At 45.3% G+C, this 23815-nt stretch carries 17 protein-coding genes; 16 read left to right on the forward strand and 1 reads right to left on the reverse strand.

What is annotated here, in order from left to right:
- Positions 1-133: 133 nt before the first annotated feature.
- From AB4114_RS06705 to AB4114_RS06750, 10 genes are all read left to right on the forward strand, one after another.
- Positions 134-1408, forward strand: a complete 1275-nt coding sequence (locus tag AB4114_RS06705; RefSeq protein WP_441987729.1) for a response regulator transcription factor — start codon at positions 134-136, stop codon at positions 1406-1408.
- Between the two features lie 20 nt (positions 1409-1428).
- On the forward strand, positions 1429-3153 hold the full coding sequence (locus tag AB4114_RS06710; protein WP_441987730.1) for a histidine kinase: 1725 nt from the start codon (positions 1429-1431) through the stop codon (positions 3151-3153).
- 90 nt (positions 3154-3243) lie between these two features.
- Entirely contained in the window at positions 3244-4146 is a 903-nt protein-coding gene (locus AB4114_RS06715) for an ABC transporter permease subunit (protein ID WP_171634817.1), read from the forward strand.
- A 12-nt stretch (positions 4147-4158) separates the two neighbouring features.
- Positions 4159-5085, forward strand: a complete 927-nt coding sequence (locus AB4114_RS06720; RefSeq protein WP_441987731.1) for a carbohydrate ABC transporter permease — start codon at positions 4159-4161, stop codon at positions 5083-5085.
- A gap of 88 nt (positions 5086-5173) precedes the next feature.
- Positions 5174-6694, forward strand: a complete 1521-nt coding sequence (locus tag AB4114_RS06725) for a DUF3502 domain-containing protein (protein ID WP_441987732.1) — start codon at positions 5174-5176, stop codon at positions 6692-6694.
- Between the two features lie 95 nt (positions 6695-6789).
- Complete coding sequence (locus AB4114_RS06730) at positions 6790-7101, forward strand: hypothetical protein (RefSeq protein WP_441987733.1); 312 nt, start codon at positions 6790-6792, stop codon at positions 7099-7101.
- A gap of 159 nt (positions 7102-7260) precedes the next feature.
- Positions 7261-9162, forward strand: a complete 1902-nt coding sequence (locus tag AB4114_RS06735) for a glycosyl hydrolase family 28 protein (RefSeq protein ID WP_441987734.1) — start codon at positions 7261-7263, stop codon at positions 9160-9162.
- A gap of 168 nt (positions 9163-9330) precedes the next feature.
- Positions 9331-9906, forward strand: coding sequence for a dihydrofolate reductase family protein (locus tag AB4114_RS06740; RefSeq protein ID WP_441987735.1), 576 nt, complete (start codon positions 9331-9333; stop codon positions 9904-9906).
- Between the two features lie 167 nt (positions 9907-10073).
- The gene (locus AB4114_RS06745; RefSeq protein ID WP_441987736.1) at positions 10074-10274 is read left to right on the forward strand and encodes a hypothetical protein; all 201 of its coding nucleotides are present in this window, start codon (positions 10074-10076) and stop codon (positions 10272-10274) included.
- Positions 10225-10533 (forward strand): DinB family protein, encoded by a 309-nt coding sequence (locus tag AB4114_RS06750; RefSeq protein ID WP_441987737.1) that lies wholly within the window; start codon positions 10225-10227, stop codon positions 10531-10533. Before AB4114_RS06745 ends, AB4114_RS06750 begins: the two co-directional genes overlap by 50 nt.
- Positions 10534-10603: 70 nt before the next feature.
- On the opposite strand, the gene AB4114_RS06755 is transcribed toward AB4114_RS06750, so the two are convergent.
- The gene (locus tag AB4114_RS06755; protein ID WP_441987738.1) at positions 10604-11290 is read right to left on the reverse strand and encodes a hypothetical protein; all 687 of its coding nucleotides are present in this window, start codon (positions 11288-11290) and stop codon (positions 10604-10606) included.
- Positions 11291-11797: 507 nt separating this feature from the next.
- Between AB4114_RS06755 and AB4114_RS06760 the strand changes: the two genes are divergently transcribed.
- The 6 genes from AB4114_RS06760 (at position 11798) to AB4114_RS06785 (ending at position 23748) form a co-directional block, all read left to right on the forward strand.
- Positions 11798-12823 carry an alpha/beta hydrolase family protein gene (locus AB4114_RS06760; protein ID WP_441987739.1) on the forward strand — a complete coding sequence of 342 codons (1026 nt, stop codon included), beginning with the start codon at positions 11798-11800 and terminating at the stop codon, positions 12821-12823.
- 164 nt (positions 12824-12987) lie between these two features.
- Positions 12988-13875: an ABC transporter permease gene (locus AB4114_RS06765; protein WP_441987845.1), complete on the forward strand. Its 888-nt coding sequence runs from the start codon at positions 12988-12990 to the stop codon at positions 13873-13875.
- A gap of 54 nt (positions 13876-13929) precedes the next feature.
- On the forward strand, positions 13930-14769 hold the full coding sequence (locus AB4114_RS06770; protein ID WP_441987846.1) for a carbohydrate ABC transporter permease: 840 nt from the start codon (positions 13930-13932) through the stop codon (positions 14767-14769).
- A 36-nt stretch (positions 14770-14805) separates the two neighbouring features.
- Positions 14806-16329 (forward strand): extracellular solute-binding protein, encoded by a 1524-nt coding sequence (locus tag AB4114_RS06775; protein WP_441987740.1) that lies wholly within the window; start codon positions 14806-14808, stop codon positions 16327-16329.
- A 113-nt stretch (positions 16330-16442) separates the two neighbouring features.
- On the forward strand, positions 16443-18701 hold the full coding sequence (locus AB4114_RS06780) for a helix-turn-helix domain-containing protein (RefSeq protein ID WP_441987741.1): 2259 nt from the start codon (positions 16443-16445) through the stop codon (positions 18699-18701).
- 7 nt (positions 18702-18708) lie between these two features.
- Positions 18709-23748: a chitobiase/beta-hexosaminidase C-terminal domain-containing protein gene (locus tag AB4114_RS06785; protein WP_441987742.1), complete on the forward strand. Its 5040-nt coding sequence runs from the start codon at positions 18709-18711 to the stop codon at positions 23746-23748.
- The last annotated feature ends 67 nt before the right edge of the window (positions 23749-23815 follow it).

Here is a 23815-nt window from a genome sequence, read left to right on the forward strand (position 1 = left end):
TGGACTAAATTCATTTTTAATATAGAACTTACTTGAATTCGTTCATTCACCACCGAAGCATGACATGCTATACTCATGTTATTTTGGTATACAAACGACACGATGACTATGTAAATAGAGGGGGAGTTTTACTGTGAGTCGCATTTTGCTTGTTGATGATGAAATCTATGCTATTGAGGGACTTAAATATAACATCGCATGGGAATCACTGGGATTTGCAGAGATTTTTGAAGCCTATAATATCGAAATGGCCCAAAAGATTGTAACAGAACATCCCATTGATATCATGATATGCGACATAGAGATGCCAAATGGCAATGGTCTTCAATTGATGGAATGGGTCAAATCGTATTATCCTTCCATAATTGTTGTGTTTCTTACTTGTCATTCGGAGTTTGATTATGCGAAAAAGGCTCTTCAATTAGGCGTATTTGATTATATCGTTAAGCCAGTCAATTTCTCAGAACTTGAAGAAATTATTGTGAAAGCATTGGAAATCCGCAAAAAAGAATTGGGATTTGAAGAGATCAAAGAGACGTATGAAAGGTTCTATCCACTTTGGGAAGTAAAAAAACCGCTGTTAATTGAACGAATTTGGCAAGATTATTTGGATGAGCGTATTTCTAATGATCCGTTAAAGATGGAAAGCGAGTTGCAAGAAGTCGGGTTGACCATTTCAGACAGCTTTACAATCCTGCCAATCTTGATTAGCGTGGAAAAGTGGCAGAGAGAATTCAGTTCCAGAGACGAGGAAGTCCTAGAGTATGCCTGCCGGAATGCAGCAGCGGAGCTGGTGATTCAGCAGGATAACGGACTTGCCTTTCAGGATCATTCCGGCATTAATGTGATCTACATCTACTCGGACGGAAGTGAACCGCTTCCCCTGGAAGACTGGCGTATGAGATGTGAGACCTTTATTCGAGCCTGCAAGGAACACTTTTATTGCCAAGTATCGTGTTACATCGGGAATTGGGCGACCATTCAGGACTTATATCGTGTTTATCAAGATTTGATTGCCATGGAAAGCAACAATGTGACCTTGTCCAATCAAGCATTTATGTACCAGAGGCAGTTTGGCCGTAAAGGTGAAAAAACAGTGATTGAACTGGTGAAAACCTATATTAAAGAAAATCTAACCACAGAAATAACCCGTGAGGACATAGCGGCATCTGTACATTTAAATCCGGCGTATTTATCTCGTTTTTATAAGAAAGAAACAGGTGAAACGCTTACCGATTTCATTACGTTCGAACGAATGAAGATGGCTAAGGATCTCTTATTAGGTACAGATGCGACTATCAGCCAAATTGCCGTTTCTTTGGGCTATACACATTTTTCTCATTTTTCTAAAATGTTTAAGCGCGCTTATCAGATGACACCTTATGAATTGCGGAAATTGAACAACTGAGCGACGAGAGAGGGATGAACATGAAAGACAGAAATTCTCTTATTTTCAAATTTATAAGCGGTTTTACTTTAGTATCCCTGCCCTTATTTTTATTATTGTTTTTCAGCAATAGCTATGCCATGAATCTGGTCCGTGATCAAGTTGCCCAAACGAATTCGAGCCTCTTAAGCGGGCAAATGAGTCATATTGACAGTAAGTTATCAGAAATCAATACCTATATGTTCAGGCTAGCCCTACAGGATCCGGCGGTCATTTCCTTGGAGCTGCAGCCCCGCGGAAGTGATGAATACTTGATGACGCGAATCGCTGCTGCCAATACGATGGAGAAGGATATTAATTACTATAGCGAGTTAGGGGCTTTATTCGTTTTTTCAGCCAAAACGCAAGATCTTATTATGACAAGAGCTAACGGTTCACAAATTCCCCAGAATAAAGGGACAGAGGATTTTATCTATGAATGGATGCGGAGTGAGGGACTATCCATGAAACAGGAGGATGGCTGGAAAACCGTGAAGGTTGCTGGCATTCCTTGTTTAATTCATGTCGTGAAGTCAGGGACGAGTCTATACGTAGGGAGTATCATTCCCATTCAAAGCTTGGCTGCTCCTTCCAATAAGGTTCAATTGGTCGAGGATGAACAAATTATTTTCTTCTCGGAGCAGGCAGAACCGTTAACTGCAACGACGATTTCCCCAAACTATTTAAACCAGCTTACAAGCAAGTTTCTCAAAACAAATAAGGCTTTTCAAACGGTGGAGATCCCTGATAAGTACTTATTGGTTATGAATCGCTCCCAGGTCTCTAATATGATCATGACGGTTCTCTTACCAGAGAAAAATGTCTATAGACAGCTCTCTTTGCTGCAAAAGTTAATCTATTTCCTACCCTTTGCCATTGGCTGTTTCCTMATTATTAACTTAGTTCTACTTAAAAAAATCGTCGTAAATCCGATTATTCGTGTTGTTCGTGCCATGAGACGAATCCAGGAGGGAGATCTGCAATATAGAATGCCGCCTAGCCATTCCAAGGAGTTGGACTTGCTTTCGGAGACTTTTAACACCATGTCTGCTGAAATTTCCTCTTTAAAAATCAATGTCTATGAAGAACATATCAAAACGCAACAGGCGGAAATTAAGCACTTACAATTGCAAATCAATCCCCACTTCTTATTGAATTCTTTAAACATTGCCTATAACCTGATTGCAACTAAGAAATCCGAATTGGCGCAGAGAATGATGGTCCATCTCATGAATTATTTTCGTTCCATGATGCGAAGCCAACAAAGAATGGTGACGATCACAGAGGAACTAAAGCACATTGACCACTACTTACAAATTCAAAAGATGCGTTTTCCATTACATTTTGATTACGCTATCGACATCGATGAGCAAGTCAGGGAACAGCTTATCCCTTCTTTAATTTTTCAACCTTTTGTTGAAAACGCTATTATCCATGGCATGGTTATGCAAGATGAGGGTTTTCATTTGAAAATAATCTGTTATGAAGAGCATTCCGATAATAGCCATGGCCTATGGATCCATATTGAGGATAACGGCAATGGGTTTTCGGCGCCGGCTTTGCAAAAATTTGTGGCAAGCGGTCAGTCATCAGAGGATGCCGGGAATTTGGGCATTCAAAATGTGAAACAAAGGCTGCAAGCCTATTATGCCAATAAGGCCCGTCTCATGATTGGAAATGGGCTGGAAAAAGGGGCGGTCGTTCGTCTTTTTATACCTAAGAAGTAACTTGAGTGATAGGTTCGGTATCTTGAGCGCTATCTGAAAAAAGCTGCACCCTCTACAATAAAGAAGAGAAATAGAGTGGAGGGTAGCGGAATGGCAAAGAAATATAGCAGTCTGATTCTGATGACACTGCCAGGTGTATTGTACTTATTTATTAATAATTACTTGCCCATGCTGGGCACATTCATTGCGTTTAAGAACATTAATTACACCAAAGGAATTTTCCATAGCGACTGGGTGGGCTTTAAGAATTTTGAATTCCTATTCAAATCACATGATGCCTTCATCATTACCCGGAATACGCTGCTCTACAATGGGACGTTTATTATTGTTAATAATTTAGTCATAGCGCTCCTTGTAGCTTTACTGTTAAATGAAATCAAAAATCGGTTTGCCCGCAATTTGTACCAAAGTATCATGCTGCTTCCCTTTTTAATTTCGTTTAGTATCGTTGGCTATATTGTTCTTGCCTTTTTTAGTATTGAGCACGGTTTTATCAATAAAGTCATTTTTCCGTTCTTACATATACAGCCGATTGAATGGTATTTGGAGTCCAAATACTGGCCTTACATTCTTGTCATGGTGAACACGTGGAAATATGTCGGCTATTCAAGTTTAATCTATTTTGCCGCTATGATTGGTATTAACCAAGAATATTATGAGGCTGCCCGCATGGATGGCGCGAATCGCTGGCTGCAGATGACGAAGATCACACTCCCGCTAATCCGTCCAGTGGTGATCGTTGTGGTGCTGATCCTGATTGGCCGCATCTTTTACGCAGATTTTGGTATGTTCTTCCAAGTTCCTCTCAATACAGGTATTTTGTTCTCGACTACCAATGTAATTGATACCTATGTCTACCGAGCCTTATTGGTAACAGGAGATATCGGCATGTCTTCGGCTGCAGGTTTATACCAATCGACAGTGGGATTCGTGCTTGTCATCATTGCCAATATGTTGGTCAGAAGATGGGATAAAGAGAGCGCTTTATTTTAGAGGAGGATACGTATGGAAGTCAATATTATCAATCAAAAGCGGTTTCRAACGCATCGGGAAGGATCACCTTGGGCGAGCGGTTTATTGCATGGTTTCTTCTTAGTGATGTGTGTATTTTGTTTATTTCCAATTGTTCTGGTGCTAATCGCTTCTTTTACGGATGAGAGTATCTTGCGTACAGGCGGCTACACGTATTTCCCGAAAATATGGAGCACAGCCGCTTATCGCTATTTATTTATAGACATTCATCAATTATTTCGAGCTTACGGCGTTACCATTATCATTACGATCGCGGGAACTTTAGCCAGCTTATTTATTTCAAGTTTAGTTGCTTACCCAATGTCCCGTCAGGACTTTCCGTATCGAAAGATACTATCCTTTTATGTGTTTTTTACGATTTTATTAAATGGCGGTTTGGTTCCTTGGTATCTGGTGTATACCCAAATCATCGATTTACGCGATACGATGTGGGCACTCATCATCCCAGGACTGCTTATGAATGGATTTAATGTGCTAATCATGAGGACCTTCTTCTCTAATTCTGTTCCTATTTCGGTGATTGAGTCGGCTCGTATAGATGGCGCTGGAGAATGGCGAATCTTCTTTCAACTGGTTCTCCCACTCTCGGTATCTGTACTGGCAACGATCGGCATGTTCACTACGTTGGCTTATTGGAATGATTGGTTTAACGGGTTGATATTTATTAGCGATTCCAAGTATTTCAGTGTGCAATACTTACTGACAAAAGCTTTGCTGAATATTCAGTTCCTATCTTCTCATACGGAGAATGCGAATTCTGCCAAATTAATATCCGAAATGCCCCAAAATTCTATCATCATGGCAATGGCGGTTATTGGTATAGGACCTATTCTTATTTGCTATCCCTTTTTTCAGAAGTATTTGGTGAAAGGTCTCACTGTAGGCTCGGTTAAAGGCTAGCACTAGATTTAATGGAGGAGGTGATTCAGCTAAGTACGTTGGAAAGGGTTAGTGCATGACAATAATATTCGGGGGAGACTTGATCACAATGAAAAAGGTTTTCGTAATGACGACGGTTATTCTCACATTAAGTGCCGTACTCGCAGGCTGCAGTTCTTCGGCTACGAAGGAGAATACACCACAAAGCACTTCCGAAAGTACGAAGGGTAATGCTTCTTCTTCGAAACTGGATCCGTATAAGTTGACGATCGTTTACGCAACAGGCGCAGTTCCCAAGGACCTTAAGGCCGTGCAAGACAAAATGAATGCGTATTTAACTGACAAGATTAACGCTACAGTTGAACTCAAGCCGATTGAGTGGGGGACTTGGATCGAGAAAACCAATCTGATGATGGCAACGAATGAGCAAATGGACGTTATGATGACAGCTGGTGGTCTCGGTTATTCGCAAAATGTAGCTAAAGGAGCGTTTTTGCCTCTAGATGAACTTATTGCCAAATACGGAGGAGATGTAACGAAAGCTTTGCAGCCTCAGTTTTTGGACGGAACAAGGATAGGCGGAAAGATTTACGGACTACCAACGAACAAAGAGTTTGCCAGTGTAGATGGTGTTTTGTTCAATAAGGCGTTAGTCGATAAATATAAATTTGATATCAGCAAGGTGAACAAGCTCGAAGATTTGGAGCCTATGCTACAAACGATTAAAGACAATGAACCTGACATCGTTCCTTTCTTCGGACAAGAGGGGCGTCAGATGAGTAATTTTGCCATCAGTTCTTCGTCGTTTGATAATCTTGGCGATTATTTGGGTGCTTTGGACCGTTCAAGCAAGGAGCTAAAAGTAGTCGATATCTTTGAGTCGAAAGTATTCATGGATTATGCGAAGCTGGCGCGTAAATGGTATCAGGCGAAATTTATGAATCTGGATGCGGCCACGGTCAAAGACTTTGGCGCCATGCAAGCAGGAAAGGCATTCGCGATGTATTCGGAGCTGAAGCCTGGGAAAGATGCTGAAATGTCCTCAGCCTGGGGAGTTAAGGTCGTTCAGAAAGAAATGGTGAACACCCCAATTACGTTGAACACGACCGGGATTATGACAGCCATTCCCAAGACTTCGAAAGATCCTAACCGGGCTATGATGTTCTTGAACATGCTCTATGGCGATAAAACGCTGCTTAATCTGTTTGATTTCGGTGTGGAAGGAACTCATTATGTGAAAAAGGATGAGACTACGATTGATTTCCCTGCAGGTGTTGATGCGGCATCCGTCGGTTATAAGAACGAGCCTTGGATGTGGGGAAATCAGATGTTAACGTATTTATTTCCAAATGAAGACCCGAAGAAATGGGAGAAATTCAAAACATTCAACGAAACAGCTGACAAATCACCTGCGCTTGGTTTTGCTTGGAATTCCGAATCTTTAACTCAGGAAGTGGCTGCTAGCAACAGCGTGCTCAAGCAGTACCAGCAAGCCATTATGTCTGGCTCGGTGGACCCGGATGTCTATATTCCCAAAATGGTGGCTGCACTGAAAAGCGCAGGCATTGACAAAATTATTGCCGAGAAACAAAAACAATTAAATGAATGGAGCACGACTGCTAAAAAGTAACGAATTGTTTATGGGGGGCCTATCCAATAGGTTCCCTGCTTATCATGCCTTCTACATTGCGCTCTGAGCGCTAATTCGAAACGGGGGAAATTGTTATGTTCATGATGAAACGATATTCGTTATTCTTATTCCTTTTTAGCTTGGTTGCAATGCTAGGTTTCATTGGCGGGATACATGCGAAGGCAGCAGGTGCAAATGTAGTCAATGTATGGTCCCCTCCTTCAGGCACTGCAGCGAATCCTACATTCACGGTTCAGGTGAAACCATCGGATGAGGCAACCTGGATGGATCTATACGAATACAACGTAAAGGTAGGTCATCAAGACGGCACAAATTTCGATTCATCCTATGTGAATGTTGATTTTTCCAGCTCATTAGACGTGAAAGTAACGTCGATAATGTGCTGATTAATGCGACTAAATCACTGGAGACGGCTACCCATGATATAGGCAAAGTAGGTTTCGTATCGTCTGAAGCTCCTACAGGCGGAATCTTTTATTTTGACAATGTAATTATTACGAATTAGCAAAAAGCTGTAATCATATTCAGGTTTCACAGGAGGAAAAATGTCCAATACTGTTCATACATGGTCCCCGCCGGCAGGAATAGCAATGAATCCTACCTTCACAGTTCAGATTAAGCCTTCGCATGGGTCGGAGTGGACCGATATATTCGTTTACAATGTTATTTTAGGTCATCAGGATGGAACAAAATTTGATTCTTCCATGGTGATTTTCGATTTCTCAGGCTCCATAGACATCAAAGTCACCTATCATGGTGGAACGATGAACTGCTATGATATCAGGCCAAGTTCCTATGACATTGATGCAGCGAAAATGGGAAATACCCTCACGTTCTCAACCACGCAGGACGATGAGTCTCCACGTAAAATTGTCATTCGCATCAACGATAGTTGGAACACGGAAGACCTGCATATCTTAACCAATCCTTTGGAAACGGATGTGCCTTCTGAAAGTGCGCCCAATGTTCACCTTATTCATCCCGGAGATGCGATTCCTTTGCAATTGCCAGAGGGGAAAGACACGTATTACTTTAAACCCGGCCTGCATACCTTACCGAAAGGTTCTTGGGTAGAGGTTGATCTTGGGGGTGTTTATGCGATTGATCGGATTGATCTCGGGCAGACAATATTAAAGATGCAAGGATTAGGCATGGACCCTATCTCCTACCCGAATAAGTACCTTGTGGAAACGAAAGTGGAGGCTAATGATCCGTATACCCTTGTCTATGATGGTACCGGTAATACACTTGAGGGATATATAACAAATTCTTTTAGCCCAAGAGAGGCTAGATATGTGCGGCTCATGCTTCTAGGAAGCAATGTTGATTCAGGCTGGGTGTTCAGTAATTCAATTGGCGAGTTTAACGTTTATGAAGCGGKGGGGACTACGAATCTGTCATTGAATCGCGCAATTGCGGGAGCTATGCCTAGCTACGTCCATGCTGTTGATGGGAATGAGCATACTCGTTACGGAACAAGTTCCAATTATGGGAACTGGCATTCGGGTGAGTCTTTCTTTATTTCCCAACATCATACGACGGTGTATATGGCACCTGGCGCTGTTTGTTACGGATCGATATCTTCTGACGAAGTGGATCATGTGACCATAAGTGGCCGTGGAATTCTCGATGGCAGTCAATTGCAGCATATCAATCCAACTCCGGGGGAAGGCAGGACGGGCGCGATTTGGTTAAGCGGTGGCAGTGATAATCGAGTCGAAGGCATTACCATTATTGATCCAACCATGTGGGCCGTGGTAATGAATTTTGCTACAAGACCCGTTGTTCAAAATATTCATATTATCGCCTATGAAGTAAATGCGGATGGGATTCATTTCAGTGGATCGAACGATGGTCTCATTACAGGTGTATTTATTCGAACACCTGATGATGATATTGTGATGTATCATTATGGTCCAACCTCCAATAATACGGTGAAAAATAGCGTGCTGTGGGGGGATGATGCGCATACCATTCTCATAGGTCTGGGAAGTGAACCAGATGCCCATATATCAGATTTAACGTTCCGAAATATCGATGTATTGAATCAGCAAGGGGTCTATATCCTCGATAAATTTACGGGTGTGTTGAAATTATGGGCAAATGGGGGCAATGATATTCGAAATATCTTATTTAAAGATATACGAATCGAAGCTTTTAGAGATCCTTATAAAGCCGCGGTGTTTCAATTCCGGACTGATGAACGCTTTCCAGGAGATAGAGACGGGGGGATTATTGAAAACATTACGCTAGATAACGTCACCTATCGTGGTAGTGGGGAACAGAGGGCTTTAATTAAGGGCGTAAATCAGGATTCTTATGTAAGAGATGTACATTTTAAAAAGTATAAAAGACAAGACATGCTAGTTACAGATATCAATTCGGGGCATATGGACGTACAGGATCATGTATCGCTGGTTAGATTCGGGACAGATGAATTACGGTAAAAAAATAAGGTGGATTTTCGAAAAGGAATAACAAAATTTTAAGGTCCTAGCCGATGGCTAGGACTTTTACGATCCTAAATGACGCTCTTCCATAAGAAACAATCCAAGCTGGAATGTGCTAAAATGTAACTTATGTAGACATCCCTCATGAACAAAGGAGCAATGAAAATGAGAAAACTCGTTCTATTTTTGCATGCATCGCTTGACGGTTTTGTAGAAGGACCGAACGGTGCAATGGACATTGGCTGGATTTCCTACGATGGTGATTTAGAGAAATACGCGAAAGAAATTCTAAGTACTGCCGACACCGTCATTTGGGGACGAGGGACTTATCAATTAATGCACGGTTATTGGCCATCTGTGCCTTCGGATCCATCAGCTTCGCAGTATGAACGAGATCATGCCGAGTGGATCGATAAGACAGCCAAAATCGTTTTTTCCACGACGCTGGACAAAGTTGAATGGAACAATTCCAGACTGGTGAAAGAAGATATCGAGGAAGAGATCAAGAACCTCAAACAGCAGCCAGGCAAGGATATGGTCATCCTCGGCAGTCCTAGGATCGCACACCACCTTATGCAGCTTGATTTAATCGATGAGTATAAAATTACGGTTTCTCCCGTCCTGATCGGCAGCGGGTTGCCGTTATTCCAAGGTCTCAAGGAGAAGGTCAATCTTAAACTTATCGAAAACAAGACCTTTGATTCTGGAGCCATAGGTCTCGTTTACCAGTCGGTTAGATGACGATACATCATCGCAGGAGACATCCTGGCAGGCGAATTCTCGTCTGGTACAATTAAGTTGCTGCTTATCCGACCAGCTAAAAAGGTTGTTTTAGTTCATTCAAATGATTAAACTAACGAATACCAGTAGATTCAAGTAATTCATGAGACGAAGAGGAGGAAACTGAAATGAAGACGATTAAGAGCATGGTGGATCACCTGATCTGGGCGGACGGACGCATCTTGGACGCGCTCGAGGAAAGTGAGACGAAGAACAAGGACCTTCTGAAGGAAGTTGGTTCGCCACGTCGCGGTCGCGGAACGAGTCTGGCTTTCCCGATTGCAGGGCAAGGGCACCACGCAGTATTCGTTGTGGGAGGAAGCGGATGACCTGACTGCGATCCGGACGATGTTCGAAGAAAACGCCGAGCAATATCGCGTCTATATCGATGAACTCGAGGAATCCGAGTTGGACAAGATGATCGACTATGCGAACCAGAGCGGTGTTCCGTTCCGAACGTCCGTCCGCGACATCCTGTTGCAGGTCCTCTTACATGGGCAATATCACCGGGGACAGATCAACCGGGCACTTCGGATCGAATCGGCAGAGCCTGCCCAAGTGGATTACATCACGTTCGCGAGGCTCTAAATAGTTTTTGAAAAGCCAGCAAACCCTTGCGTTTGCTGGCTTCTTGCAGTTCAAAAGTTCCTATTAACCATCATTTATCATTTGAAAGTAATAAACTAATAATGCGAGATGTTGTATTATCGATACATAAATAAACCTCTTCACAGGCCATTGAAAAGAAATTTAGTGCTATTGAGTATTTTAGCTGCTCGGAGAATAGCCAATTGGGATTAAGATATACATAATTCGTATCAGAGTGCATCATTTTTATTCGACTCCAAATTTCGTTGAAATCTTTAATGTGATTTGGATTTATCAAATCTTCATAAACTTGTTCTATGGACTCATTAACAAATTTAACATACCTAAAATCACCTGAAGAATCATGTTCGCCATAGTATTGGTACAAATCCAATACAAATGGATTTATCTTGTTTTTACTCAAAAGTATAGAAAACATTTCTTTAGATTTAGGCTCAAGATTTTCCAATCTTAGTTCAAATGGAATTTCCTTTGATGTTAAGACAGTAATTTTTTGAAAATGACATAGTAATTCTCTCAAAGCATCATTATTTAGATCTATATATGCTAGTGGAATATTGATACATATACTCAGTGTCCTAAATATAAATGGTGCTATATAAAATTCTGTAAATGGCGTTATTTCATTTCCAGGGATGTTCGAAATAGTTTGAAAATTAACGTCTTCTAGACGAGAATACTTAGTTCTAGTCAAATTTTTAATGAAATTTGTATCAATATCTTCAAAATAGCTCATCTACACTACTCCCTCATTTACTTAGCAAGGAGCGTAGATACTTCCACGCTCCGCAAAATAGAGTTTATCTGGTAATGGATTATTTCACAATAATGTATTTAATAGTTAATTAATTCCATCCTACAAAAGTCACATTTATCTTTGGTAATAAGTGATAAGGGGTAGGCAATGTTATGATTGAAGGTCTTGGACTTGATATCCAAGGCTACTTATTTGCCACCCAACAGTAAGTATAAGTATCAAAATAAAACCTTTTCTTTCCGCAGCCTTTTTGAGGAGAAATGAGGTTTTTTGCCGTTCCAACAGGCTTTTCCGAAGGAATACTCGGTTGTGATTGTTAACTCGCCTTTGATTATCAGCTGCTATTTCACATTCCCTTCGGTAATGATTGTAGACGGTAATAAGTCGATTCGTTAGGATCAGTGTAGTCGGACGGAGAGTCGTTAGCCGATGTTACGATATGCTCATTTAGGACCTCTGGAGGAATAAGAATAAGGGAGGATACAAGTGGAATACGAGAAATATGAGGATCGGGTTCGGATCGAGAAGCAGGGCGTAGAGAGTAGGGAGAATCAATATTCGCCCTACTGCGATTTTATTTATTACAACTCTTCCCGCCATCCCGAACTTCAATTGGCAATGCGGGTGCTGAAGCCAGGAAAGCCTTCGCGGCTCGTAGTGACGACACATGGCTGGCATATGAGCATACCGCCTTTCGAGGTAATGGATACACCTTGCGTCGATGAGTTAATTGTAGAAGTAGATATGCGAGGACGTGCATTCTCTGAAGGTTCTCCGGATTGCAACGGCTGGGAGCTGTTCGATGTGATTGACGCGGTCACCTATGTACAGCAACAATATGAAAGCTTTATTGAAGATAGCTCGCTCGTCTATTTTGAAGGTGGAAGCGGTGGGGGTGGGAATGCTTATGCAATCATCGCCAAGTTTCCCGATTTCTTCGCGGCAGCGACGGCGATGTGCGGCATTACTGACTATGCGGTCTGGTATGAGAATGACGCGATTGGTGAATTTCAAGATGAGCTGGACGTCTGGATTGGACATCCTCCGCGAGATAATCCAATGGCTTACGCTTCACGAAGCGGGCTAGCCTTAGCTTCGAACCTGCTAACACCCTTATTTATTTGCCATGGAGATACGGATATTCGGGTGCCTGTTGATCATGCCAGGATGTATAAGGAGCATTTGGAAAGGCTTAATTTGAGCGATAGGCTGGATTACTGGGAGCTGGAAGGTGTAGGAACGCGCGAGCATTGGGGGCATGCCACACAGCAGCAAATGGTGGACATACATAGCCGGAGCGAGCAGCATCGTGCAAGGCATGCAACGCCAATTGTTATTCCAGAACGTGGACGGTTTATGATAGGTGGCTACTTATTTACGAAGCGCTTCTCGATCGTACTCGACTCCCTCGATCACATGGCCGTGGTCGACTATGACTTGATTCAACAACAATTTATTGTAACATCCGTACAAGGAGATGAATGCGGATATAAGCTGGAGCTGTACGGCTGATTAGATTAGTCAGGCAGAAGGTTGTTAAAGAAAATATAGAAATTCGCTGATCATGCATGCGGCGAAATGCCAGAAGGAGGAGGAGCACCATGCTCGCACAACATAAGGGTGTCCCCGGTACTAAAGTAAGACCCTCGGCGGTCGATAGAAAACGAATCGCCAAAATGCTCATTCGCGATCAATGGCTATATTACATGCTGTTGCCCGGCATTATTTATTTCATTTTGTTCAAATATTTACCGATGTGGGGTGTGCTGATATCGTTTCAAAATTATCAGCCATTTCTAGGATTCTGGCATAGTGATTGGGTTGGCATGCAGCATTTCACCCGTTTTTTCGGGGAGCCAACGTTCTGGATGCTGCTTCGCAATACGATCGTGCTGGCGATGTACAATTTGGTTTTCTTCTTCCCGCTGCCGATTATTATCGCACTCCTGCTGAATGAGGTACGCAAGGAAGCATTTAAACGTTTTGTTCAAACGATGATTTACATTCCGCATTTTTTTTCCTGGGTCGTAGTTGTCGGTATGGTCTATATGCTGTTTACCGTTGAAGGTGGGCTTGTTAATGAACTGATCGCTAAGGCAGGCGGCGAGAAAATCAATTTCTTGATCAGCAGCGAATGGTTCCGCACGCTCATTATGTCTGAGGTGATCTGGAAGGAAACCGGCTGGGGCACGATTATTTTCCTAGCGGCACTCGCAGGGGTTGATCCGCAGTTGTATGAGGCATCGAAAATAGACGGTGCTGGCCGTTGGCGACAACTGTGGCATATTACACTGCCTGCGATTCGAAGTACAATCGTTATTTTGTTCATTTTGCGACTCGGGCATTTTCTGGACACAGGCTTCGAACAAATTATTTTAATGCTAAATGCGTTGAATCGCGAAGTGGGCGAGGTTTTCGATACGTACGTCTATTCCGTAGGTATTAATCAGTCTCAATTCAGCTACAGCACGGCGGTGGGTCTGTTTAAATCGCTCGTTGGCTTAGTGCTCGTTCTTGTAACGAACGCGCTCGCCAAAAAATTCGGGGAAGAGGGCATTTATTAATGCCGAAAGGAGGGGGTCTATGTGGGCCGAAATTTAGGCAGCCGATTGTTCGATATGGCAAATTATACATTCTTGATGCTGCTCGGGTTGTTGACGGTCGTGCCATTTCTTTACATGGTGCTCGGCTCGTTCGCTGCGCCTGAAGAATATGCGAAGCAGGGAATTGTATTAATTCCCACACAATTCTCACTGTCGGCGTATACGTATATTTTTTCAACGGATACGATTATGCGAAGTCTGCTCAATACAGTTATTATTACGATCGCCGGTACATTCATCAACATTGTGTTTACATCGCTGATGGCTTATCCATTATCGCGCAAGGAGCTGCTTGGGCGCAGGCCGGTTATGCTGTTAATTGTTTTCTCCATGTTATTCAGCGGTGGGATGATCCCGACCTTCCTGATTGTTAAGGCGCTGGGACTCACGAATACCTTATGGTCGCTGCTGCTTCCAGGTGCAATAAGTGCCTTCAATCTCATTATTTTGAAAAACTTTTTTCAACAAATGCCTGAGGGGCTAGAAGAATCAGCCAAAATAGACGGATGCAATGACATGATGATATTATTCAGAATCATATTGCCGTTGTCGATGCCTGCCATAGCTACGTTTTCTCTGTTTTATGCGGTTGGGCATTGGAATTCATTCTTCTCAGCTATTCTATATATTAACGATACGACGAAATGGCCTATTCAGGTACTATTGAGGCAGGTAGTCATTATGTCTGAAGGGGGTATCGGTGATTCAAGTCAAGTGAACGAAGCCGTTGCGCTTCCGCCCCAATCGCTCAAAATGGCCGTTATCACCGTTTCAACACTGCCGATTCTGATCGTATATCCATTTTTACAAAAGCATTTTGCCAAAGGTGTATTGTTAGGCTCAGTTAAGGGTTAAATGATTTAACCATATAAAAGGGAGGCAGGAAACAAGATGGAAAGAACAAAGAATGGGAATAGATTGCGACTATGGGGGTTGGCGTCAGTTGCCTTTACGACATTCCTCGCAGGATGTGGGGAGCAAGGTGCATCTTCGGCAACGAAAGCTCCAACGGCTACGGAGGCCACAAAAGAGCCACTCAAACTATCCATGATGAATATGTATTACTCGGCTGAACCTCCAAAGGCGGATAATGAGGCGATCAAGCTGATTGAGGCGCATACGAATACGAAGCTCGACATTACGTGGGTGCCCAATTCCGCATACAACGATAAAATCAATGCCACCATTGCGGGAGGCGAACTGCCCAAAATTATGATGATTGCGAGCAATAAGGCTTCCGGTATTGTTAATGCGGTTAAGTCCGGGATGTTCTGGGAGATTGGGCCTTATTTAAAAGACTTTCCGAATCTTAGCAAGCTAAATCCGTTGGTGTTGAACAATATATCCGTCGATGGCAAGGTTTACGGTATTTACCGCAGTCGGCCTGTTGCCCGTGAAGGCATTATTTATCGCAAGGACTGGCTGGAAGCAGTAGGTCTTGCTGAGCCCAAAACGATTGATGATTTTTACAATGTCGTGAAGGCGTTTGCAACGAAAGATCCAGACAAGAATGGTAAAGCTGACACTTTCGGCATGTATGAGGGTCGGGGAATGAACGGCTTTCAGACTATTCTGAGCTGGTATGGCGGGCCCAATTTATACGGCGTGCAGGACGGCAAGGTGGTACCTGATTTTATGTCCAAAGAGTACATCGACGCACTCAAGCTGTATAAACGGATGTACGATGAGAAGCTGATCAATCTGGATTTCGCCGTCGTTCCTGGTACGAAACGTCAAGAGTCGGTTAACCAAGGAAAAGCAGGACTCATTATCAGCACACTGGACGATGTGAACTCAGGCTTTAACGATTTGGTTAAGGCAAACCCTAGTGCGGTGCTTGACGTGGCCAGTCGGATTGCTGGACCTAAAGGCGAGCGTCTCATGCTGTACAACGGCGGTTATGTTGGCGTTTATATGTTCCCAAAAACGAGCATCAAAACCGAGCAGGAACTGAAACAAATTCTTGGCTTTCTAGATAAGCTTGGTGACAAAAAAATGCAAAACTTGTTTGAATGGGGAATCGAAGGCAAGCATTATAAGGTGGAAAATGGCAAACCAGCTCGCCTTGACGGTAAGGCCTACGAAACGGATATTAGCTCCATTTACCAGCTTCGCTATGATGATGGCAGCCAAACCGACGCGGGAGAAGATGTGCCGATTGTCAAGAAGTATAAGCAAATGTTCCAGAAAAACACCGAAATTGCCGTCGCCAATCCAGCGGAATCATTCGAATCAGCAACGCTAGCGGAGAAGGGCTCGGAATTGACGAAAATTGTCCAGGATGCGCGAATCAAGTTTATTATGGGTAATATTGACGAGGCTAGCTGGAACCAGGCGGTTGAGCAATGGCGTAAAAGCGGCGGTGATAAAGTTATTGAGGAATATACCGCACAATATAACAAACAGAAAAAATAAGCGCTAGTGAATCGCAAGACGAGACAGTCGTATCTGCGTTACAATGGAAACACTGACTCCAGCTGAACGCGGGAGTTTACAACAAGACGCTGTCTTATGGAGGTTGATCTTTAATGAAAATCCGCTCACCCCGTTTCTTAATAAAGCTGTTCTTATTCAGTTTGGCTTTGGGTACTCTGCCTGTCCTCTTGCTTGGTGTACTGTCGTACAATAAGTCGTCTGCTATGATCGAGGATAAAGTGGCGAAAGGAAACCAACTGAATTTGCAGCAAACACAGCAACGGGTGGAGCAGATTCTCCGGGCGGCTGACACCTCAGCCACTCATTTCATTAATTCAGCACTGGTCGTCAGTGCGATCAATATGAAGCTGGCACCGGAACAGTTCGAAACGGTTAACGGCTTGCTTCAGGGGCTGCATCAGTTGCAAAGCTTCGAGCTAGGGATCGATGATATCGTGCTTGCCAGCTTCAATCAGGGGTGGGTGCTCGATAACAATACAGAGGTATTGCCGTTGTCGAATTATCGCAATGCCGATCTGATTGAGCGATATAAGCGGGATAACAAATCCACATTCTGGGCACATTCGGTATCTGGCGATCAAGTACATTTGGTGAAAAAGCTGCCTTTACATTCGCTGAACCCGTCGGGGTTGCTCATTGTCAAATTTCGGAGTGCAGAGCTTGCTCGCTTGCTAGCGGGCAGCAATGAGCTTGGCGAGGCAATGATCCTCAGTGAAACAGGTGGGTTGCTTGCTCATAGCGATCCCTCTGCGATTTCGCAGGCAGCCGGGTACGAGGAAGCGTTGCAGACTGTGCGTACTAGCAAGGAACCGGTTGGAAGTTTCCGTACGACTGGTAATAATCATGCCGCAGTGGTTTATCGGAAATCCGCCTATACGGGTTGGGCTTATGTATCTATTGCATCTGTCGATCTGATCACACGAGATTCCAAGGCCATTGAATGGTATACCTACACCATTTGTTTCATTATTTTAGTCATAACGTTAGCTTTGTCTTGGCTTGGGGCGAGCCGGATGTACCGTCCGATCAACAGGCTTTACCGCGATTTACAGGCTGAGCCGGAGCTTAAGCCAAATGGCAGTTCCGACGAGATTGGCTATATTGGCAGTCAGGTGAAGAATATTCTGGGTGTACAAAGCAATTTGAAAAATATCGTTGAGCGGCAGCGGGTCCAATTGGAAGAGCTGTTTATGATCAAGCTTTACGAAGGTGAGTTGGCACAGCGTGAAATCAGCGAGAAGCTTACTGCTTTCAAGTGGGAGCGGAAGTGGACGCAAGTGTGCGTCATCGCCGTGCAAATTGATGCGTTGCGCGATACACGCTATGAAGAGATAGATGAGGATCTACTGCTATTCTCCATTAATAATATGGCGGAGGAGCTTATACCGCTGCAGCGGAGATTGAAGCCTGTCGTCATGCACCGTAAGCAGGTCATGCTGATTGGATGTGCAGCAGGTGAGGAAGACCGTTTTAAGCAGATCGTCAACGATCTGTGCGCTGAAATGAAGCAAAAGGTGGCGCAGTTTCTGGAGTTGAGCATTACCTTGGGAGTCAGCCGGTTTTATGGGACGATTAACGAAGCCCGGTCTGCTTATGAGGATGCCAACGAAGCGCTGAAATATGCGATTCGTATGGAGCCGGGCTCCGTTATTTATATTGAAGATGCTGAGCCGGACGGAACACAACTTCGCTTTCCCGTAACACTGGAACGGGAGCTGCTCGATGCCGTAAAGCTGGCCGATGAGGAACTGGCCAATGAGCGGTTGTCCGCTTATTTGCATAGCGTTTTCCAAGAAAAGGTCAGCCATCGTGAATATTTCGTGACACTAACGTCGTTGCTGCTTGCGCTTGTACGTCTGAAACAGACGTTGGGCGACGAGAAAGAGGCTGTATTTGAGGGCGAGAAATCGCTGATTGACGAGCTATACAAGTTGAAAACGGTAAGAGAGGTGGAGCAGTGGTTTGGGCAAACGCTGATCCATCCCCTTATATCCCGTTTGGAAGGACTGCGCAAAAAGCAATATGCCCGTATTTCCGACCAAATGCTTGCCATTATTCACAACGAAGCGGGAACTGAGCTATCACTCGACGACTGTGCGGCAAGGCTTGGCTATCATCCCGACTATATCCGTGGCGTATTCCGCAAGGAGGTCGGCGTTAACTTCAGCGAGTATTTATCTAATTATCGGCTCAAGCAGGCCAAAGAGCTGCTAACCGATACAGAGTTGAAAATCACCGACATTGCTGAAAAACTCCACTACACGAATCCACAAAATTTTATTCGCTATTTTCGCAAGCAGGAAGGAATGACACCTGGACAATACCGTGATTTGCAAAGGAAAAAGGAGTGATCCATTAATGATGAATAACCGAAATAGCAAACCCAATGCTCGCATGTCCACGTTCTCTCGGTCCGCGAAAAGAGGTCTTGCACTTACGGCCATCTGTTCTATGCTCTGGTCGAGTCTTGTAGCCATTGGAGTCCCAACGCCTGCTGCTTGGGCAGATACACCCCCTCGTGCTCCTATTATTCGCGACGGAACGACGTATGCGCTAGATTTCAACAGCGGCACGATGTCGAACGGAACCTATAACGATGGTGTACGTAATGCGATCAAATTTGCCGGGGATACGGCGAATGTAGCCTTGTCGGGGGGAGAGTTGGCAGTCAGTCCTGTTACTGGATCGACAGTGGGGGTTTTCGACTACGGTTTTACGAGTGCCCCTGAGCATAAATACAGTGACTTTGAAGCTTCATTTGATATGACGGTGACTCAGCGTGAGTTAAATCGTCAGCTTGGCGTTCAATTCCAGAAGAATGGCTGGAGTGATGGCTGGGATGCTCAGCTCAAAGCGCATATCACCTTTGATGCCAAGATGAATTTGTTCGAAGGCTCGACTTCAATTGCGAATACGGATGGGAACAAATACAGAGGCTTGAAGGAGTACGGGATGCCGGGATTAAACCGGGATACATTGCCGTGGGGGACATTTCGGATGAAGCTATCTGCTGAGGGGAATCGAATTCGCGCCTATGTGAATAATTCAACTTTGCCGATTATCGATGTGACACGGGGCTCGGTGCTAGGCGAAGGCTTCGTCGGCGTGTTTGCCAACGCTGCTACCGGATTTCGCATGGATAATTTTGTGTTTAATCGTCTTCTTCCAGTATCAGATCGGGATCAAGTCAGACTTGCGGGTGATACAAACGGCTTTTATATCTTTATTCCGGAACTAAATGGGAGCGTTTCCAAATTTAATATTCGCTATCGCAATGTAACGGATGGAACCGCTGCGCAGCTCAGTGTTTATAACGCAGAACGAGGCAGCTATGCACGGATTGGCGGTTTGACTGCCGGCAAAGATTACAGCGTCGAGCTGCTGCCGGTTTACACAAGTGATCGTACACTTGTCGATACCGAGTTGACGATGTACCAAGGTGCAACAGTTCATGTAGGCAATCCGTTACAGACGCAGCTATCGCTGTCAGCGGGTGAAACGTTTTACGGAGCGTCCCAATCGATCGATTACTCGGTCATTGGCGCAGATGCAATCCGATACACACTTGACGGCTCTGAACCGGATGTAACCCATGGGACGGAAGTGACTGGCGATACAATTTTTAACGGATCACTGACGCTCGATCATACAGCCACGCTGAAAGCCGTAGCCATTCAGGACGGTCAGATCAAAGCGAGAAAGCAAGAGACGTATGTGGCTGGCGCGAATCCTGTTACCCTGTCAGCCTCCCAAGTTTTTTATGACAGTCTCCCGGTTTCACTCACATCCAGCTATGCCGATGCGATTATATATACGCTAAACGGAACGACTCCACAATACAATGCGGCGACCGGTACGGCTGCCAACGGGACGATGGTCAGCGGAGCTGCAGCTACTATTACGGTAACAGATTCCGTCTATATGCAAGCACTGGCGGTTAGGGGTGGTGTAGCCGGAGCTGTGATTCGTTCAGCTACTTATACTAAAGTCGCTTTGAATAGCGGACTGGTTACGTCTTGGGATTTTACAAGCAACACGGTTCTCCATGCGGAGGAGCAGGATGAGCTGTACGGCAAAAACTCTGCTCCGTGGAGTAACCTTCTTGGCTGGGACGTGAATTCGGATAAGGGCGTCTACGCCAATCATATTGTTACCGACAATGTATACCGCGATGTGAACGGCGTGCATTTGTTCACGACATCGGAGCCGATTCAGTCTACGACATCCAATCCCAATTTGTATTTGGATACGCATGATGCTGGCCTGCAGCCGATTCCATCGGCTTACCGATACGTCAGTGTATGGATGAAGACGAACCATACGGCGAATGCCGCCATTTATTTTGCCACGGATGCGGGAGCAGATACGAATAAACTGAGCGAATCACGTAAAGTGGCGTTCCGGAATACGGCGGCTGAGACGCCGGAGTTTCAGCGTTATATTATCGATATGGGTAACAATCCTGGTTGGACAGGAAACATTACAAAGCTGCGTATCGACCCGATGGCCACATATCCAAGCATGAAGAATGGCATTGAAATTGTTGTGAAGGAGATCTCGCTGCTGCGCAAGCAGGATCTTCCAGCCGAAATCCGGCTGACGAAGTTTCAGTCTTCTCCGCACGAGATTGTATCACCAGGCGACCATTTCCAGGTAGAGGCGATGCTTGAAAATATCGGCGCTGACGCTTCAGGAATTTCCATCCATCTGGATGCCCCTGACTTCGTGCAGGTGACGAGGGTATCCCCGACACCGGGGACGACACTCGCTTCTGGGCAAACGCTTCAACTTGTGTATGACATAACGGTTACAGGCACAGGCGCCGGAGGCATAGGGCTGAGAGTGACGGGCAGCGGTCTCCCGACAACCAGGGACACGGCGCGATTGTTCAGTGTGGCGAACTCGCTACCGGAGAGCGGGCAGCCGGATGATCTCATCCTCGGCGATGCAGACAAGCGGCTCGTATTTCCTTCGCCAGCTTCGACAGGGCTTGGTGGTTATGGTTTCGGTTGGTTGGAAGCGAAACGTGCAGGAGCTTGGGTACGCATAGCTGTACTGCCTTCGCTTGGCAGCGTGCAGCAGATCGTTTATGGCGATCAGTTAGCCGTCCGAGAGCTTTATGCACCAGCACCGGACCCAGAGTCGCCTGGCAACTTCTTGGTGCCATTCAGCGATCCAGAGGGGGCGGCATGGAGTGGCAGTGTAAGCATTACATCAGATGTGTATGGAGACTTTCAGTTCTCCCACACCTTGCAAGCTAACTATCAGCGGCAAATTGCTGCCATCGTCGGTCCCACGTTATTGCTGGGAGAAGCGGGAATTGCATCTGTGGATCCACAGCAGAAGGTGATCACCTCGACCTCGTCAACCACAGGGGATTATGTGAATGAAGCTTTGTTCCCAGGTCTGGAATGGCTTGACGACCATAATCTGAACAACCGTTCTTCGGATACACTGGCGGTGTTGAATTCATCAGATGCGTTCCGTTATGTGCCTCATCCACGTAAAATTACCGTCCCATTGATGGCGCTGCGCAAAGGAGGCATTTCATTCGGGCTGATGTGGGACGCTCGGCAGTCATGGGATGGTGTGCACGATCAGCCAGCAGCATTTTTCGCACTGCCTAACCGTCTGGAACGAGGGGAAGATACGGTATCTGCGAAGCTAAGCTTATTCATCCCGTCAGTTCTTAACGGGGTTAACGAGAATGCCACAATGGCCACGGGGATACCTGCCTATTACGAGCAGGTGACGGCTAATGCCAATAACGAAAATCCAGTGCGTCAGCCGTACTCCCTGCCAGCAGCCCAACCTATATCGCTGCAATCGAGGTTGTTCGTGTCGCATGATACGGAAATTTCTTCGACAGTGGGGCGTTGGATCAGGACGTATGGGCTACCTGAACCTCTTGCGTATGCAAGCGGAACGATGCAGAAAGAAAGCAAAGCCCTGCTCGGCAGCTTCGAGAATTTATGGCTGCCTGAGCAGAATCAATGGATGAATCGGATCGGTCCAGCCGCTACGCCTATCATTACGTCTGCTTTTGTCATGCCATACGCGGTGCTTGGCCCTTATGGCGATGCTGCGAGGAGGACACTAGCGGAGCAGCGTGTACAAACCGCAATGAATCAAATCGGCACGAATTATTCCACATATGGCTATATTTTGCCGCTTTACTTGGAAGGTATCGCTGCTAAGACGATGGAAGCACTTCAAACCATAAACGTTGATTCGTTAATCGCTTCGGCTAAGCTTGTGAATCCCTCCAGCGTTACTGCAGGCGTATATTGGGATTATCAGACCTATATCCAGAAAAAAGGATTTCCCGTCAGCGCCTATATGGGTGCACCGAATGAAGTGACGCCAGGCTCAAACGCCGAGTTTGCTTTCAAAATGCTGCGCCAAGCCCGGATGACCGGAAATGTCAACGCTTCGGTTTATGGCAAGGCAGCGATGGATTACATCAACTCGAGTTTCACCTTGCCACGCGGTTCACAATCTTGGGAGCTGCGGAACATGATTCCGGAGCTGGAAACGGCGGCCTTCGCCGTTCGCGCTAACGTTGAGGCTTATCAAATCACAGGGCTTGCTGCATACTTGGAGTACGCTAGACAATGGGCCGATCGCGGATTGCCATTCGTCTATGTATGGGATGACGGCAGCTACGGTATCAGCAAGAACAACGGAGAAGGCGGGGAGTTTGGCAGTCATACGTTTATGCGCTATGGCGCTCTTGCCGCTTTCGGGCAGTCGATTTATCGCAGCGACGGTAAGCCGCTGCCGGGTACTTGGTTCGGCCGTCCAGTCCAGTGGTCGGGACATGACTATGGGATTGCGCTGCTGGAGTTGGAGGCAGCGATGAAGCAGCAGGGAAGCTGGAACAGCTATATGCAGAATGGCGGGGTTGATTATCACAAAATCAGCCTGGGGCTGTCCGTCAGCGGCTCACGACAGACAACGGCAGCCGATGCTGAGTATCCTCGTCATTTATATGATGCGACCAGTCTGTTGAAATGGGAAACGTCCGATTATTTATATCCCAATTACCAAGGCGCTGAACTTCTTGGCAAGCTGCTTGGCTCGAAAACAAGCCCACAGACCGTAAAAACAACTTTTGGTACTAAAGAAATTCGTGTCAGTGCTGCTGCGGAAGTGAAGACAGTGACCCCTCAAACGAATGAACTTCAGCTTAAATTAGGTTTTGAAGAACCTGGTGACTATACAATACTTGTTCAAGGTGCTTCTGTCATAGGCGGAGCCACAGTCGTTGAAGGCACGGCTCAAATGGTTTCATTCGCTGCCCGTTCTGGTAGTGGACTAGGAGAGATTCATCTCCGCGTAGTGGCTGAGGGGAGTTCGGAAACCGTGCTGAGGCTCATGTCAGTAACTTGGAAGTAAGTTGTCTAGGTATTCCAATTTGGCAACATGGACTATTTTGTCATCTGTGCCACACTCCCAGGTTTTC

Source organism: Paenibacillus sp. 2RAB27, from assembly GCF_052115445.1.
GTDB lineage: Bacteria > Bacillota > Bacilli > Paenibacillales > NBRC-103111 > Paenibacillus_E.